Origin of the sequence: Vibrio sp. CAU 1672 (assembly GCF_029223195.1) — a bacterium.
Classification (GTDB): domain Bacteria; phylum Pseudomonadota; class Gammaproteobacteria; order Enterobacterales; family Vibrionaceae; genus Vibrio.
The window spans coordinates 139,048-155,758 of the sequence record NZ_JARHUF010000001.1; the positions used below are offsets into that span (position 1 = coordinate 139,048).

At 47.3% G+C, this 16,711-nt stretch carries 15 protein-coding genes; 11 read left to right on the forward strand and 4 right to left on the reverse strand.

The window, feature by feature from the left end; all coding sequences use genetic code 11:
• Window positions 1-177 precede the first annotated feature (177 nt).
• The 6 genes from P2G85_RS00615 (at window position 178) to P2G85_RS00640 (ending at window position 5,144) form a co-directional block, all read left to right on the forward strand.
• Complete coding sequence (locus tag P2G85_RS00615; protein WP_275862170.1) at window positions 178-996, forward strand: substrate-binding domain-containing protein; 819 nt, start codon at window positions 178-180, stop codon at window positions 994-996.
• A gap of 6 nt (window positions 997-1,002) precedes the next feature.
• Window positions 1,003-1,701, forward strand: coding sequence for an ABC transporter permease (locus tag P2G85_RS00620; RefSeq protein WP_275862171.1), 699 nt, complete (start codon window positions 1,003-1,005; stop codon window positions 1,699-1,701).
• A 42-nt stretch (window positions 1,702-1,743) separates the two neighbouring features.
• Window positions 1,744-2,463 carry an energy-coupling factor ABC transporter ATP-binding protein gene (locus tag P2G85_RS00625; RefSeq protein WP_275862172.1) on the forward strand — a complete coding sequence of 240 codons (720 nt, stop codon included), beginning with the start codon at window positions 1,744-1,746 and terminating at the stop codon, window positions 2,461-2,463.
• On the forward strand, window positions 2,441-3,028 hold the full coding sequence (mobA, locus tag P2G85_RS00630; RefSeq protein ID WP_275862173.1) for a molybdenum cofactor guanylyltransferase MobA: 588 nt from the start codon (window positions 2,441-2,443) through the stop codon (window positions 3,026-3,028). Before P2G85_RS00625 ends, mobA begins: the two co-directional genes overlap by 23 nt.
• Window positions 3,025-4,803, forward strand: coding sequence for a bifunctional molybdopterin-guanine dinucleotide biosynthesis adaptor protein MobB/molybdopterin molybdotransferase MoeA (locus tag P2G85_RS00635; RefSeq protein ID WP_275862174.1), 1,779 nt, complete (start codon window positions 3,025-3,027; stop codon window positions 4,801-4,803). The genes mobA and P2G85_RS00635 overlap by 4 nt, the downstream gene beginning before the upstream one ends.
• 74 nt (window positions 4,804-4,877) lie before the next feature.
• Entirely contained in the window at window positions 4,878-5,144 is a 267-nt protein-coding gene (locus P2G85_RS00640; protein ID WP_275862175.1) for a DUF2960 domain-containing protein, read from the forward strand.
• Between the two features lie 373 nt (window positions 5,145-5,517).
• Here P2G85_RS00640 and nagK read toward each other — a convergent pair whose 3' ends face one another.
• Window positions 5,518-6,426 (reverse strand): N-acetylglucosamine kinase, encoded by a 909-nt coding sequence (gene nagK / locus P2G85_RS00645; protein ID WP_275862176.1) that lies wholly within the window; start codon window positions 6,424-6,426, stop codon window positions 5,518-5,520.
• A 171-nt stretch (window positions 6,427-6,597) separates the two neighbouring features.
• Window positions 6,598-7,347, reverse strand: a complete 750-nt coding sequence (locus P2G85_RS00650) for a tRNA-uridine aminocarboxypropyltransferase (RefSeq protein WP_275862177.1) — start codon at window positions 7,345-7,347, stop codon at window positions 6,598-6,600.
• Window positions 7,348-7,512: 165 nt separating this feature from the next.
• Between P2G85_RS00650 and P2G85_RS00655 the strand changes: the two genes are divergently transcribed.
• Window positions 7,513-8,334 carry a sterol desaturase family protein gene (locus P2G85_RS00655; protein ID WP_275862178.1) on the forward strand — a complete coding sequence of 274 codons (822 nt, stop codon included), beginning with the start codon at window positions 7,513-7,515 and terminating at the stop codon, window positions 8,332-8,334.
• A gap of 35 nt (window positions 8,335-8,369) precedes the next feature.
• Here the strand turns inward: P2G85_RS00655 and P2G85_RS00660 are convergent, their stop codons facing one another.
• The gene (locus P2G85_RS00660; protein ID WP_275862179.1) at window positions 8,370-9,596 is read right to left on the reverse strand and encodes an HDOD domain-containing protein; all 1,227 of its coding nucleotides are present in this window, start codon (window positions 9,594-9,596) and stop codon (window positions 8,370-8,372) included.
• Window positions 9,597-9,957: 361 nt separating this feature from the next.
• Here P2G85_RS00660 and P2G85_RS00665 point away from each other — a divergent pair, with 361 nt between their 5' ends.
• Genes P2G85_RS00665 through P2G85_RS00675 form a run of 3 tightly spaced genes read left to right on the forward strand, consistent with a single transcriptional unit; the run spans window position 9,958 to window position 12,896 of the window.
• Window positions 9,958-11,061: a glycosyltransferase gene (locus P2G85_RS00665; RefSeq protein WP_275862180.1), complete on the forward strand. Its 1,104-nt coding sequence runs from the start codon at window positions 9,958-9,960 to the stop codon at window positions 11,059-11,061.
• Window positions 11,054-12,247: a glycosyltransferase family 2 protein gene (locus P2G85_RS00670; RefSeq protein WP_275862181.1), complete on the forward strand. Its 1,194-nt coding sequence runs from the start codon at window positions 11,054-11,056 to the stop codon at window positions 12,245-12,247. The genes P2G85_RS00665 and P2G85_RS00670 overlap by 8 nt, the downstream gene beginning before the upstream one ends.
• Before the next feature lie 10 nt (window positions 12,248-12,257).
• A complete protein-coding gene (locus P2G85_RS00675; RefSeq protein ID WP_275862182.1) occupies window positions 12,258-12,896 on the forward strand; it encodes a sugar transferase in 639 nt (212 codons plus the stop codon).
• 18 nt (window positions 12,897-12,914) lie between these two features.
• Here the strand turns inward: P2G85_RS00675 and P2G85_RS00680 are convergent, their stop codons facing one another.
• Window positions 12,915-13,304 (reverse strand): ATP-binding protein, encoded by a 390-nt coding sequence (locus P2G85_RS00680; protein ID WP_275862183.1) that lies wholly within the window; start codon window positions 13,302-13,304, stop codon window positions 12,915-12,917.
• A 246-nt stretch (window positions 13,305-13,550) separates the two neighbouring features.
• Between P2G85_RS00680 and P2G85_RS00685 the strand changes: the two genes are divergently transcribed.
• Window positions 13,551-16,709, forward strand: coding sequence for a response regulator (locus P2G85_RS00685; RefSeq protein WP_275862184.1), 3,159 nt, complete (start codon window positions 13,551-13,553; stop codon window positions 16,707-16,709).
• Window positions 16,710-16,711: the final 2 nt, after the last annotated feature.

Genomic DNA, 16,711 nt, shown 5'->3' on the forward strand with positions numbered 1-16,711 from the left:
CTGCGCTATTTATGCGTGTTGTTCTAATGAAATGTTGGCATCTTGCTTGCAGGAACTTAGCCAGCTAACAAGACCACTTGTAGCATATAACGGATACAACCCCAACTCTGTAACGCTCATAACGGTTGTAGTTACTTCTGCGCATAATGCGATGCCCCCAATTGTAATGGATAAAAAATGAACAAGATCGCGCTAACTCTGATTTCAACGTCAATCACTCTCGTCAGCTATTCAGCATTCTCTGCCCCAAATGGCGAGCACATCCGATTGGCCACCACCACCAGCACTTACCATTCAGGCCTGCTTGACTACCTGTTACCAGAGTTTGAGAAAGATACAGGTTACAAAGTCGATATCATCGCCGCCGGCACTGGCAAAGCACTTAAAATGGGCGAAAACGGTGACGTCGACTTGGTTATGACTCACGCACCTAAAGCCGAAGGTGCTTTTGTTGACAAAGGCTACGGTGTTTTACCGCGCAAACTAATGTACAACGACTTTGTAATTGTTGGCCCTAAAGCAGACCCTGCCGAAATTCAGGATGACAAGAACGTCATTGAAGTATTCAAGGAAATCGCTGATAAAGACGCCACTTTTGTATCGCGTGGCGATGACTCAGGCACGCACAAAAAAGAGATGGGCATCTGGGCTCAAACAAAATTAGAACCAAACTTTGGCGGCTATCGCAGCGTAGGTCAGGGTATGGGACCAACTCTGAACATGGCGTCGGAAATGCAAGGTTACACCATGACTGACCGTGGTACCTGGCTGGCCTATCAGAACAAGTTGGAACTGACGATTCTTTTCCAGGGTGACACCAAATTATTTAATCCATACCAGGTGATCCTGGTAAACCCAGAACGCTACCCGGCAATCAATTACCAAGCAGCTAAGGCATTCAGCGACTGGTTAGTGAATCCGCGTGGTCAGGGGTTGATTAACAGTTTCCGTTTGAATGGCAAACAGCTGTTCGTGGCCAACGCCGAGAGCAACTAATACCGTATGAATTTGACCGACACCACGCTGGAAGCGCTGGGACTGCTGGTAAATTTTGATGCGGATCTTTGGGAGATCGTTGCGGTCTCCTTTAGCGTATCGATTACCGCCGTCTCGCTGGTTGTTGCACCGGCGGTTTTAATCTCGTTTCTGCTGGCCTACGTGAACTTTCGCGGAAAGTGGTTTCTGCTATCGATCATCAATACGCTGCAAGCGGTACCAACAGTGGTAATTGGCCTGCTACTGTACATGTTACTTTCACGCGCGGGCCCCTTGGGAAACTGGCAAATGCTCTTTACTCAAAAAGCAATGATCTTTGGCCAAATGCTGATTTGCTTTCCTGTGCTGGTATCAATGATGCACGGAGCCTTACAATCTAGCGATCGCAGAGCGATAGAAACTGCCATTACGCTCGGTGCTTCCCTACCCCGCATTGCCGCAACCATGATATGGGAGACGCGTTTTCCTTTACTGGCCGCGGTGATCGCCGGTTTCTCACGCATCGTCACCGAGGTCGGATGTTCGATGATGGTAGGGGGAAATATCATGGGGGTCACTCGTAATATTCCAACCGCTATTGCGATGGAAAGCAGCAAAGGTGCATTTGCGCAAGGCGTCGCGCTCGGTATTGTATTATTATCGTTGGCGTTGATGCTCAACTTTTTCTTGTCCAGCATGAGAGGAAAAGGTTACCTGCGTAGTTAACGCAAGGAAGCTTTTTCGTGTCTACCACCATAAGGGCGACTGATGACGATAAAAATAACCGCCAAGCAACTCTCCATGCGCTTTAAAGAGCGTGTACTTTTTCATATCCCCGAAGTCACCATTGGCCCAAATGATGCCATCTACCTCAAAGGTGACAACGGTATAGGCAAAACCACGCTGCTCAAAATACTGGCTGGGCTCATCAAACCTACGGCTGGTCATGTCGTAGCACCAGCAGACAACTGGCTGAAGCGCCGGACGCACCGTAACGGCCGCAATGATGTCATATACCTCCATCAGTCGCCTTATCTGTTTGACGGCACGGTGTTTGATAATGTGGCCTATGGGGTAAAGTTTCAGCGGCAAGCCGCTCTGGATAAACGGGCTCTGGTTATCAACGCTCTGAGAATGGTCGGTTTAGAGACCCTGGCAGATGAACATATTTCGGTATTATCCGGCGGAGAAAAGCAGCGGGTTGCCATGGCTCGCGCCTGGATCTTAACCCCGTCTATTCTATTGATGGATGAGCCCAGCTCATCATTGGATCAAGAATCGTTAGAACGCTTGGTGCTAATGGCGCAAGACTTGCTCGAACGAGGTTCCAGTATCGTGGTGACCAGCCATCAGACCAACGCTCTGACGGATTTATGTAAAAAACAGTGGTGGATTAAAGACAAGACTTTGATAGAGTCTCCACTACTGTATGTAGTATCAAAACAAACACCCAAAGAGAATGTATATGCTTCAACCAACACAAACTAGTTGGGTTATTTTAGCTGGCGGCCAGGCAAGCCGCATGGGGGGAAAAGACAAAGGTCTGATTGAGCTCAATCACAAACCCCTTATTCAATATGTTATTGAGCGCTTGTCTCCGCAAACCTCTCACATATTAATCAACGCAAACCGAAATCAAGACGCCTACCGCAAGTTTGGTGTGGTGTTTAGCGATCAGTTTAAAGATTACCCCGGCCCAATGGGGGGGATCCACGCAGGCCTGACCAACGCCGAAACCGACTGGGTAGGTTTTGTGCCTTGTGATAGTCCACTCATTAATACCGACTTAGTAGCGCGCTTCTGTCAGGCGGTCAAAAGCGATACTGACATCCTGGTTGCTCACGATGGTGAGTATCAGCAACCGGTATTCACTCTTTATCACAAACGCGTCTTACCAAAGCTGACTGCATTTTTGCAGCGTGGTGACCGAAAAATCATATTGCTCTATAAAGAATGCAACACCAGTTATGTTGACTTTAGCGATTCACCAAACTGTTTTGTTAACTTAAACACTCCGGAAGAACTGGCGCAATTTGGACAACTTGAATCATGAAACATACGCTAAACATCCCCATTCTTGGTTTTGCTGCTTATTCTGGTACCGGTAAAACCACTTTACTCGAAGCTTTGCTCCCCAAACTGACCCAGGCCGGCTTGCGCATTGGTATGCTTAAACACGCACACCATAACTTCGATGTTGATCAACCAGGAAAAGACAGCCACCGCCTGCGTAAGGCCGGCGCATCACAAATGCTGATTTCGTCGCGTAACCGTCACGCATTAATGACCGAAACGCCTGAAGCAGAATCGGAATTTGATTACCTACTGACTCGCTTTGACCAGGACAAACTCGACGTCATTCTGGTTGAAGGCTGCAAAAACATCGCCTTCCCCAAGATTGAGCTTCACCGAGAGGAAGTCGGCAAACCCTGGCTCTATCCTCACGATGAAAATATCATCGCGATTGCATCAGACAACCGCGAGTTAGACTCAAAACTGCCGCAAATGGACATCAACGATCTGGACGCGATAGCCCGGTTCGTTCTTGAGTATGTCAACACCGCGAAGCAGCCAAAAGCCGAAGAAAAAGCCACCGCCTGTTGCGACACCCTTTCCCCGGCCTTTCTGTCTGTCACCCAAGGTCAGGAAAAAATTCTGTCGCTGGTTGAAACGGTGAGCGAAACCGAATCATGCAAAATAGAAACCGCTTATGGCCGGGTGCTCTCCGTGCCGGTAGTCTCACCGGTAAATGTGCCGCAATATACCAACTCCGCAATGGACGGTTACGCGGTTCGTAGTGATGATCTCGAGCGCGATAGTTACCAGGTTGTCGCCGAAGTGCTCGCCGGTCACGCATACCAGCAGCCACTCGAACTTGGGCAGGCAGTGAAGATCATGACCGGGGCGCCTACCCCAACAAACGCCGACACAGTGGTGATGCGCGAGCAGGCAACACCGAATGGTGACGCGGTCACTTTTGCTGGCGTAAACATCAAAGCCGGGCAGAACGTTCGCCAGGCAGGCGAAGATCTGGAGATGGGTAGCGATGTATTCCCGGCTGGTACTCGCCTCGCTTCACCAGAAATGGGGATGATTGCCTCTCTTGGTTTTGCCGATACGAACGTCTATCGCAAACTGAAAGTTGCGGTGTTCTCTACCGGTGATGAAGTACAGGCACCCGGTACCGAGCAAAAAGCCAACTCAATCTACGATTCAAACCGTTTTGCCATCATGGGTATGCTTGAAAAGCTGGGCTGCGAAATTTTGGATTTCGGCATTCTGGAAGATAACGAGCAGCTCATGATCGAAGCACTAGAGAAAGCGTCACAGCAGGCAGACGTAGTAATGACGTCTGGTGGTGTCTCGGTAGGTGACGCTGATTACATCAAACTGGCATTGGATAAGCTGGGCCAAATTGATTTCTGGCGTATCAATATGCGACCAGGCCGCCCACTGGCATTTGGCCAGATCAATAACAAGCCCTTCTTCGGCCTGCCTGGCAATCCTGTCGCCGTGATGGTGTCGTTCATCAATTTCGTTGAGCCCGCGCTACGCAAAATGCAAGGCGAACAAGGCTGGCAGCCACTGAAAGTGAATGCTGTTGCGACCGAGAGTCTGCGCTCTCGACAAGGACGCACGGAGTTCAGTCGTGGTATTTACGAGCTTGATCAATCTGGCCGTTTGACGGTACGCACCACCGGAAAACAAGGCTCCGGTATTTTGCGCTCCATGAGTGAGGCGAACTGCCTTATTGAGATATCACCGGCTGTCGATACAGTAAAAGTCGGAGAAAGCGTGACAATCATCCCACTTCAAGGCAGAATCTAGGCCAAATCAGACTTCAAAGGTCAGCGAGTCTGACCTTTTTGTTTACTACCGAAAACCTATTCAGAGAAACAGCTATGGCTCGTACCATTCTTTACACCTACAAGAACGAAGATAAACAACTGACGTTCTCTTACCAGCAACACCGTAATATACATGAAGCGGTAGCCGAAGCGGAAGGTATCGATATTTCTGACTACCTGAAGATGGAACAGCAAATCGAAGCAGTTTCTGATACTAAAGCGATGCGCAACTACCGTGACAACCACTTCAGAAAACTCGGTTTCACTAAAATCACCCTGGCGCAAAAAGAGAACCTGGGCGTCGGTAAAAAGAACAAGTAAGCCATGATGAATAAAAAACTCGCGACTTAAACGCGAGTTTTTTTATTCTTGACTGCCCGTTAACGGCTTAAAGTTGCGGCTTTGCCATCACAAATTGACTAGTGCCGGCAATTGGCGCATACCACTCACTGCCCCGCACGTAGAAACTCGCCCCATTCACCGCCACAGCCGGCCTCGGCAATCGATCAACTATCTTCCCTACAGTGTCGGGATTACTGAACGCTGGCATGCCTTGTACAGCAATTTTAACCAGTAAGTATGATCAGATACTTATGTAGATTGGTACAAACCATACGCAAACAAAAAGCCCTGTTGATAGACAACAGGGCTTTAAAGCTTTTATCGACGCTTGATCCAGCGTCAGACACTCTAGTTACTTAATATTCAGGAATGCCGCACCACGTACACCACCAGAATCACCATGTTTGGCTTTGATGATTTTCGGACACTTCGCCACAGACAATAGGTACTTAGGAATACGTTTTGGCATTTCTTCGTAAATCAACTCGAAGTTTGACAGGCCACCACCCAGTACAACCACATGCGGATCGGTTGCGGTAAACAGGTTGGCAAAACAGATGGCCAACAGCTCCATAAAGCGTTCAACGTGTTCAACCGCTTTAGCTTCACCTTCTGCGTGAGCTTTGATGATGTCGATCGCTTTTTTCTCTTCACCATAGTAATGCGCGTACAGTAGTTCAAAACCACGACCAGACAGGTAGCTGTCCAGACAGCCTTTCTTGTCACAGCCGCAGCCTAACAGAGGCGCATTCTCACCCAGATGGAACCAGGCATCGATAGGAAGACGAGTATGGCCAACCTCACCCGCTACGTTGTTACGGCCAGAAAATACTTTACCTTCGTAGATAAAACCGCCACCAAAGCCAGTACCAAGGATCAAACCAAGTACCGATGGTTGGTCTTGCAACTCTTCATCCCAAGCTTCAGATAACGCAAAACAGTTAGCATCGTTTTCGATTTTCACTGAACGACCAATCTTGGCTTCAAGATCGGCGCGTAACGGTTTACCTTTCGCCGCAGGTACGTTAACTGTCAGTACCGTTGCATCATCTGCATCTTCCATTCCCGGAAGACCAAGACCAATAGTACCCTCACAACCAAACTCAGCATCGTATTTGCTTACCAGACCAGCGATGGTTTCCAACAATAATTCATAGTTATCTGTCGGGGTTGGTACACGTTCTGTCGCCACACGCTCAAGTTTCTCGTTAAACGCACCAAACTCGATTTTAGTGCCACCGACGTCAAAGCCGTAATACATGCAATTCTCTCCTAAAAAGCACAAAAGACTCAAAACTCACAGAGTCAAAATAAAATAATCTTCGAGCATTATCCATATCTGTACGCCTGCAAACCGTGACCGAATGCAGATTTATTTTCTTGTTGATGCTAACTGAACAACAAGCCATCAACAAAAGTGCGTTGTTTAGAGTCAGCTCTCGCTTTTTAACCACTCCCTGAAACAATTCAGATGTGGTTTCGCTAAATCGACCTTGCCGCGACTTTTGGTCAACATATAGCTTTCACGGAAGGCTTCAAACCAAAGCTGCAAACATTGCGCAGCTTTCTCTTCTCCTGCTTGTCTGAGTACCAGTGACGCAACCTCGACAGTCGACAAATGCTTTTCGTTGTCTGAACGGCGCATGATGTACTCAGAAATAACCTCAGGCTCAACAGACAGTACCGGAATGTCCTGCAAAAATTCAGAGCGACGAAAAATTTTCCGCGCTTCACGCCAACTGCCATCAATAAAGATCAGTAACCATTTCTGCTTTCCGCTGCTGTGCGCGGCCAAGTTGGCGGGATCCAAACCATCAAGCAGACGTTGTGGCTGGTCGACATAGTCCGCAGGAAATACAATCACCGGTTGGTATAGATCGCTTTTTAAAATCGCGAGCATCTCTTCACTCGGCTGGGTGCGGTTCCATTGATAGACATAAGTCTCTTTCACCGTATCAGCGATCAGACGACCGGTGTTACTTGGTTTAAATACTTCATTATCAGAGACGATCAACATACACGCCAACTGAGTACTGATGTCGGGTTGGAACTCACAGATACAGTGTTGCACGGAAACCTGGCAATACTGACAACGGGCCACTTTGCAACCGCGGGCGTTAAAAGGCTTCGTTGAGATTGATTGTCGGTACTGGTATAAACGGTGGAAAGCGTGAATTCTCATGGATACAAAATGCCAAACAAAAAGTAGAGCGCGATTTTACTTGCATCCCCCTCCACGCTCAAGACACAAGAGATAGCGGACAAAACTGGCACTTTCCGCTGTAATAATGCCGCCGGCCGGTTGATTGCGATTTACCCCGGTAAAACAAATGAAAAGGAGCCTCCTGTGACAGAAACCACATTGAATGATCCGTCTTGGCTCAGGCTTACCTGCTTTATCACTGTGTTGCTATTGTGTACCGTGTGGGAGAACAAACTACCCAGAAGAAAACTCACGGTGTCACGCAGGTTTCGTTGGGTTAATAACCTTACGCTTGTCGCGTTAAACAGTGTAGTGATCGCCATAATGATGCCGATTGCCGCATTTCAGGCCGCCATTATCGCTGAGGAAAACCAGTGGGGGTTATTCAACCTTATTCCTGTGCCCGTCTGGCTGAATGTGTTAATAGCGGTGGTACTGCTGGACTTGATTATTTACGCGCAACATTGGGGCTTCCATCGCGTTAAGCCGCTGTGGAAATTGCACCGCATGCATCATGCGGATCTCGACATTGACGTAACCACAGGTACGCGCTTTCATCCGATTGAAATTCTGCTATCAATGATGATCAAAATGGCTGCAGTTGTTGGGCTTGGCATTACACCTCTGGCCATCGTGGTCTTCGAAATCGACCTCAATGCCAGTGCGATGTTCAATCACAGCAATGCCAGGCTGGCACTTTCTGCCGACACCTGGCTGCGTAAGCTTATCGTCACCCCGGACATGCACCGCGTCCACCACTCCGTCATCCCCAAAGAGACTCACTCCAATTTTGGGTTTTTCCTGTCGGTCTGGGATCGCCTGTTTGGTACATACCGGGCACAACCAGCCCTCGGGCACGATAAAATGGAAATTGGCATCCCGGAAATCCGTAATCCGGAAGAGCAGCGGTTAGATCGACTGCTAACTCAACCGTTTCGTTACAAATCGACGGATAGCCAACACTGATCCACCTGCTATCGTTCAGCTATTTTCACTACCGGTCACAGAGACTGCCCGGCCAATATCATTTTGCCGGGCATCCGCGCTCGCGTTTCCTTTAATGCCTGGGCAGAAATCTGCACGTTGGCAAACCAAAAAGGCTTGTGTGCCTCGACAAACGCATTGCTGCGACTCAAACCATCAAAAATTGAATAAGCTTTGGCCTGAGCTAATGCTGCACCATACGAGCTGCGTTCCAGCACCGGAACCTTGTCTAAATCTTCCAGAACCGCGTCTTTGATATACATTGCGTTACTTGGCCAGTCCATCGAATCGAGAATGCGCCGGGTGACGATACCTTCCATCTGATAAATGACTTTAGGTAAAAAGGCTGGGTTCGCCACCACATCCGCACAAGCATAGTATTCTTCTTTACGATCATGATTGCGATAGTTCAGCATCACTTCGATCAGTGCATCTTCAAACGTCAGGGTAAAGTGGTTGGCAATGACAAACTGCCCCAAACAACGCAACACGCCAATCAAGACTCCCGCATCGGGGTTTCTGATATCAGCATCTTGCAAACGCATACGGGTGACATTAGATGTGACAATAAGATGCTGCCACATTTTCGGCACAATGAACTTGGTGTTGTGATCGCCCCACTTCAGCATGGGTCTTGCCATTAAGACCGGAAATAACATGCGGCAGTTCTCAATACCAAGCAAACCAATTGCGACCTTGGCATCTTGTACATTTTTAGTTTGACGACCTAAACGCTCACAAAACTTAGGGTTGGAGACTAAGTCGACAATTGTCGCACTTAAACGATGACTGAGCGTGGTTAATGTCGACAGTTTGGTAAAACTCAGTGACGGAGAGTAAGCAATCGAAGAGAAATGGGCAAAATCTGCCACTTCACCACAAAGCTTCTCCATCGGCATTTGATTTAACTTCTGGATCAGCATTTGCTCGGCCACACGAGTGACGTCGGCAACGACACTTTTCAGCGTTTTCTGACGATTTTCTACACGCTGATTTCGCTCTTTGACGCGCGCTTGCTCACACATGAGCAAAATACGCTGATTACGGGTAATACGTTCATCTTCATTAAAGATCACATCATCGCAATAACGGCCCTGTAGACTAAGCAGATTATCCACTTGTGACTGCTCTAACAGGTACTTTCTGTTAACAAGCCATTTTGCGTGCCGCAGTTCGACTTCATTGGCAATTTTGAGTGCAGTGTCTATTGCTTCTTGGGTGTATGTCTTGTTGGTGAGCAACAAACCGGTTCCTTTGAGGTTGTATTGATTCCTGACCAGCGATTCTAAACGATAAGTCAGCAGCGAGTAAGCCCTTTGTGATATTGATTCAGCAAATACCTACCTTTCATTAAGTCTTTCATCAAAAAAAACATCAATATCATCAGGGAGTAACACGCCTCATCGCGAGATTAATTTCAACACGACCCAGAGTATCAAAATGACAAATCCGCCTTAATTGCGGGACAGGATCGGTTCGAAAATTGACTTTCATATTGAGAAATATCAATTATGTTATTCTATGTGACTGTTTTTTAACCAGTAATTAATTGGCACGTAGCATGCTGTCTCTGAACTAACACAGGTACTGACATGAGACAAAAGCATGAAACACAGAACAGAAAAAAACAAAATCCATTGTGTGCACATCGTGCAGCATCTCGCACCCGGAGGATTGGAAACCCTGGTCATGGAGATGCTGAAGTTCTCGCCCGAGCCAGGCTCCGTTCTGGTGGTTAGTCTGGAGGGGCAGAAAACGATAGCGTTGCGTCACTGGGGAAGGCTGGCCGAGTTTGAATCGCAACTTTTGTTTATGAACAAGTCCGGCGGAGTAAGCATCCGTCACATTACACAACTGACACGTTTACTTAAGCAACTACGCCCGGAGGTGGTGCATACCCACCATCTCGGACCGCTGTTTTACGGCGGTCTTGCCGCGCGTCTCGCCGGCGTGCCTAATCTCGTCCATACTGAGCATGATGCGTGGCATTTAAACAATGCCAAATCCTTTCACCTGCAATCTTTGCTGTTCAAGATCACTCAACCCAAAGTGGTCGCTGATGCCAGAAAAGTTGCCCGGCAGTTACAAATCAAGTTCCCGTTCGTGGACGTCAACACCATTCACAACGGGGTCGACTGCCAACGCTTTGTTGCAGGAGATCGCATCGATGCCCGGCATAATTTCAACCTGCCCCCCTCTGCGAAAATCATCGGGACAGCCGGTCGCCTTGAGACGGTCAAAGGCCATGAAATACTCATTCAGGCGCTGTCTCGCCTGCATGAAGACACCCATTTAGCTATAGCAGGCTCAGGCAGCCAGAAAGCAGCCCTGACCTCGCTGGTTGATAGGCTTGGCCTCAACGACCGGGTCTCTTTTCTCGGGTTAGTCAGCAACATGCCACTTTTTTATCAGGCCCTGGATGTATTCTGCTTACCATCCAGAAATGAAGGGTTTCCTCTCTCAACACTGGAGGCACAGGCATGTGATATTCCTTGTGTCGCCAGTGATGTCGGAGCGGTAAAAGAGACGCTCTGCCCGTTGTCTGGCGAAGCAGTCTTACCCAATCAAGTTGAGATACTCGCGCTGGCATTAAGTAAGCAACTGCAACGCCAGCCCCCTTCACCCAGAGATTTTGTTACCCGACATTTTGATATCCGCAAAATGGTTGCACGCTACTGTCAACTGGCCACGGAGGCATACCATGCTTGAATTGATCCTACTGAATACATTTTGTCTGTCGATCTTGCTGATTATCTACCACCATCTTGGTTATCCGCTGCTATTACGAAAAGTTTGTAGTAATAAACAGCCACAAAAGATGCGTATAAAAACCGCAGAGCGTTGCTACCAGCACAGTGAACTCGATGACACCCTGCCGAGCATCACCATTATTGTGCCCGCATACAACGAGCAACAATGGATAGCAGAAAAGATCCGTAATATGGCCTGCTTAGATTATCCCAGGGACAAGCTCAAAGTTATCATTGCCTGCGATGGTTGCACCGATGACACCACACAACTTGCCCAGCAAACCATTCAAGAAGCGATCTGCGCCGAAACCCTGTTTATTGTTCACAACCACCCAACCAACCGGGGTAAAGTCGCGGTAATAAATGAAGAAATTGCTCAGTCAACGTCTGACATCATTGCGCTCAGCGATGCTTCTGCACTGTTATCGTATGATTCTTTGTTACTGGCCGCACACCATTTTCAAGATGCAAACGTTGGTGTGGTTAACGCAACCTACCAAATCCTCTCTTCAGACAATCTGGGGGAAACTACCTACTGGAAATACCAGTCACAGCTGAAGTACGGCGAGTCGATAATTGGCTCCGCCATCGGCGCACATGGCGCCTTTTACACCTTTAGGACTCAGCTGTTTTCCCCGTTAGAACCCGGCATCATTAACGATGACTTCATTTTGCCAATGCGCATCGTGTTAAAAGGTTATCACGCGGTCTATGAACCCAGAATGCTGGCGTTGGAACTGGAAGCATCAAACGATGCGACAGACTTCAAACGTCGCCTGAGAATATCAGCTGGCAACATGCAGCAGTTGATTAAATTGAGAACCTTATTACGCCCCCGCTACCGAGGCACTGCATTTACATTTGTCTCCGGTAAGGTATTGCGTTTGGCAACGCCCTATTTAATGCTTGCCTGTTTGATTAGCTCACTGTCACTCAGTCACAACACTGTGTTTGCCATTTTGTCCGGCGGTCAAGTTGCCCTGTATCTGATCGCAGTATTGAGCCTGGTTGTTCCATCACTCAACACTATTCGGGTGTTCAAAATCATCAGTTATGTGCTGCTTGGCCATGCCGCTAATCTGACGGGAGGCATGCGTTATTTACTTGGCCTTGAAAACAAACCCTGGACCCGACTTAATCAATAAGGAAATTATCATGAAAACCCCACATTATGATGGCAACGTATATCTGGCCAAACGCACTTTTGACTTAATTGTCTCGCTATGTATCTTGCTGATCTGCTTACCTTTGTTTCCCCTGATCGCACTGGCTATCGTTGCCAATTCAAAAGGTCCGGTGATCTATCGTCAGTTAAGAGTAGGCAAAGCAACTCCGGAACAGATGACCCTGTTTGAGATCATGAAATTCCGTACTATGTATGTTGATGCAGAACAAGCCTCGGGGGCGGTTTGGGCGACAAAAAATGATCCTCGCATTACCGTCGTCGGCCGATTTCTGCGTAAAACCCGCCTGGACGAATTACCACAACTGTTCAACGTATTGAAAGGTGAAATGTCATTGATCGGCCCCCGCCCGGAGCGTCCAGCATTTTATCAAAAGCTGGAAAGTGAAATTCCCTATTTTGTCGAGCGAACCTATGGAGTTTTACCGGGCATTACCGGGCTCGCCCAGGTAAATCAGGGTTATGACGCATGCATTGAAGACGTAAGAAGCAAAGTTGGCTTTGACCACAGCTACGCGTTGAGTTTACGCTCTTTTGCATCTTGGATTACAACTGACCTTTGGATCATGAGCAAAACCCTGGTGGTCATGATCGATGGCCGCGGTCAGTAACGGCGCCTGATATGCTGGTTACTCTTGCCACAAGCGGCGCATCTTATTGATGGTCGCTGGTGGCACGCCATGCAGGCTCTCATATTCTCCACGACAAACCAACACCTCTACCGCAATATGATGTTCGCGGCAATAATCAAGATACCTGTCCATTTCCCAGCGCTGGACAAACGTATTGCTCACCACAACCGGCACACCTTGTTCAAGCCAGTATTTCGTTTGCTGGAAGCACCACTCATGTGCCTCAGTTAATTTCGCGGGGTCAAAGACGTATTCACCCTGGTCGTTTTCAAAATACATGTCGGCTTCAAAGTGCCTTGCCTGTAAAGCTCGAGACAATTGTTTAGCTTTGGTGGTTTTACCCGATCCCGGTAAACCGCGGATCAGTACTAATTTAGGACTCGACATACGCCTGATCATATCGTTAAAAGCCCTTCACTTTACCTGCTTAACAAAAAAATAAAAGCATCGCGTAAGCTATGCACCCACTCACCCGCTACACCTAACAATGGCAGTAGCCAATCTCCCCGTATAAAACTGCTAACTGAACTACAAATATATTAAAAACACACAACTTTTTCTTTGTCGTCCGTAACTCTCGACCCAATTAAACTACACTTTGCATATCTACCTAATGAATATGGGATTTTAAAGGTGAAGCGACTTATTTGGCATGACTGGTCGGTAAGGTACAAGCTGTTTAGCTTAGTTTGCACCCCCATCCTACTGCTGCTGTTCCTTGCAGGGCAGCAAGTTGCAACCTTGTCAAATCAAGCCAGCGATGTCGAAAAAGCCAAGTTATATTCACAGTATTTAGACACGGCATCACTGCTCTACGAACTGCCTTATACAGCTGACTCGGCAAACGCAACACGCCGTATCCTGATTGACAGCCAAAATCTAAAAGCCGATGCACAGTATATTTTTTCAGACCAGACACCAGAAATACTGGCTTTACTCGACAGCTTTGAGGAGGCCAGTCTTGCGTTACTCCAACTAACCGATCCGGAAGAGAAGCGCGACCTGGCAGAATGGAACAGCGACATTTACTCAAAAATTTTGCTCGCGATGGAAAAGGTGCCTTTTGAACACACAACAGTTGAAATAAAAAACCATTTGTCTGCTCTTATCCAAATGGAGTGGTTAATGTTTTGGTCAAACGAAGAGTATCGTTTGAGCAAAGTTCTAATTGAAGAAAATAAACAGCAGACCAGCGAAGAGCACGCTGAAATCATTAGCGAGATTTCAGCACTGATCAGCCGTCAGGAGCTTTTTCTCCAGCGCTTTGTTACGCTCACGGCGAACCAGAATCAGGTTGGGCTGTTTATCGAATCCTTTAGCGATGAAGTCTTCGCGCTCAGTCAGGACTTTCGTTCATTATTGCTCAATCATTCTGCACAACGTGAAAATTCATCTTCTGAACTTAAAGCTGGCTTACAGACCCTGAATGAACGCTTGCAACGGTTAAAGGCGGTCGACGCCGAAATCGAAAAGCAGCTAGAAGCTGATATTGCAAATGCTATTTCCGTTGCTAAACAGCAACAACTGCTGTTTATTTCGATCGTTACCATAACTACGTTCGGATTGATCAGCTTAGCATTAGCTTTAGCCAGAAAAGTTACCAATAATTTGAATTTGGTTCTTAACTATCTGAAGTATGACGATATTACGCAAGCGCCATCTTTGGCAACACTAATACGTGGTCACGACGAACTGAGTCAGTTTGCCAGAGAGGTGAAAGACCTGAGCGAAGAGCGTGCGCAAGCCAAACTAAACCTTACTTTAGCAAAAGAGGATGCTGAAAAAGCCAAAGATCAGGCGATCAGGGCAAGTAAAGCGAAGAGTAGCTTTTTGGCCAATATGTCTCATGAAATCCGCACCCCTTTAAACGGGGTCATCGGCATTTCAGAAATTCTGGCCGATACTTCATTATCAGCCACTCAACGCGATTATGTTGATACGATAGAAACATCCTCTCAACTACTGTTGAGCCTGATAAATGACATTTTGGATTTCTCTAAAATTGAGTCCGGCATGCTTCATATCAGCCCGCACTCGACCAATATTCGTGAATCACTTTACGACATCGCATCGGTCGTTTCCCCACGAGCAAAAGAAAAACGTATCGACTTGGCGGTTTCCATCAATCATGAAACCCCATATCGCTTACTTCTCGACGATCACCGCATTCGCCAGGTCATCATGAATTTCATGTCAAATGCGATCAAGTTCACCAATAGCGGCAGCGTTCACCTGGCCGTCAGCACCAGACTCATTTCAGACCAGCAGGCCACGGTTGAGTTTTCCGTATCAGATTCCGGGATTGGTATTGATGCTGAGCAACAAAAGTATATTTTTGAACCTTTTACACAAGAAGACAGTTCTACTACCCGCCAGTTTGGTGGTACAGGGTTAGGGCTTGCGATCAGTAACCAGTTAATAGAACTCATGGGCGGAAAAATTGAGCTGGAATCAGAAAAAAACTGCGGCAGTCGATTCTCTTTCACACTGACTTGCCCAATACAACAATTGAATTACAACGCCATAGAGTTCACTCACGGCATGCAGATTTGGCTGGTCTGCGATAACCGTACAATGGCTGAGCAAATTTCCAATGAACTGGATTTTTATCACATCCCAATAAATAAAACTTATCACAACCTTGAAGCCATACCGCGCGAGGTCATTGTTGGTCAACCAGTTGTCGTGATTTATATGGAGAGCAAACCTGATACTGCAGCGCAGCACCATTCTCTACTGAAACAGTTGACTGCAAAACATATCCATTTTTGCCTGATTAAGCATCTGCACAGCGTCCAGTTCGATTTTGGTCACAACGTAACTGCGGTGGTTACCCAGCCCCTACTCGGTCAACGGTTACTCAAAGCAATCAATAAATGCACTGATAGCTTCAATCTTAACGAGCAAGTCGTCCCCCTCAACGTTGCAGTAAATAACCAGCCGAGACTGTTAATTGTGGAAGACAACACCATCAATCAAAAGATTGCAGCCTTACATGTGGCGAAAGCGGGCTATACCTACGACATAGCGGCTAATGGCGCAGAAGCGGTTGATATGTTCAGGACACAACGTTATTCCTTGATCCTAATGGACTGTATGATGCCTGTAATGGATGGTTTTGAGGCGACCCGAAGGATTCGGCAATTAGAAAATGAAGAGAATCGTCCATACCGTACTCCCATCATTGCCCTTACAGCGAGTATCGTCGACGATGATATTACCAAATGCTTTGATTCCGGAATGGATGACTACATACCCAAACCATTTACCGCAAACGTACTGAAGGATAAATTAACCAAGGCCATCGACGTGCTGCCCCACCCCGGTTGCGAAGCATCACCCCATTTTGTTGAACCCCTCCCGGTTGCTACTCCTCTCCATCTGGCCATCAACGATAAACCGAACCACATAGTGACCAGTACCGTGAAAGTGCTTTTGGTTGAAGACAATCTGGTCAACCAAAAAGTCGCCTCGCTTTTACTTGATAAAGCAGGTTACCAATACGAAATCGCGGAAAACGGACAAATAGCCGTTGAAATGTACCAACAGGACCATGATTTTGACATCATTTTGATGGACTGCATGATGCCGGTTAAGGACGGGTTTACTGCAGCCAGAGAGATCAGAGCCTACGAAAAAAGTAACCGTCTGGATAAAACCCCGATCATTGCACTGACAGCGAGCGTGATAGACGATGATATCCAACGTTGTTTTGACTCAGGTATGGATGCTTATGTACCAAAACCCGTGCGAAAAGAAAAACTGTTACATCAAATCAAAAACGTAACTTAAGC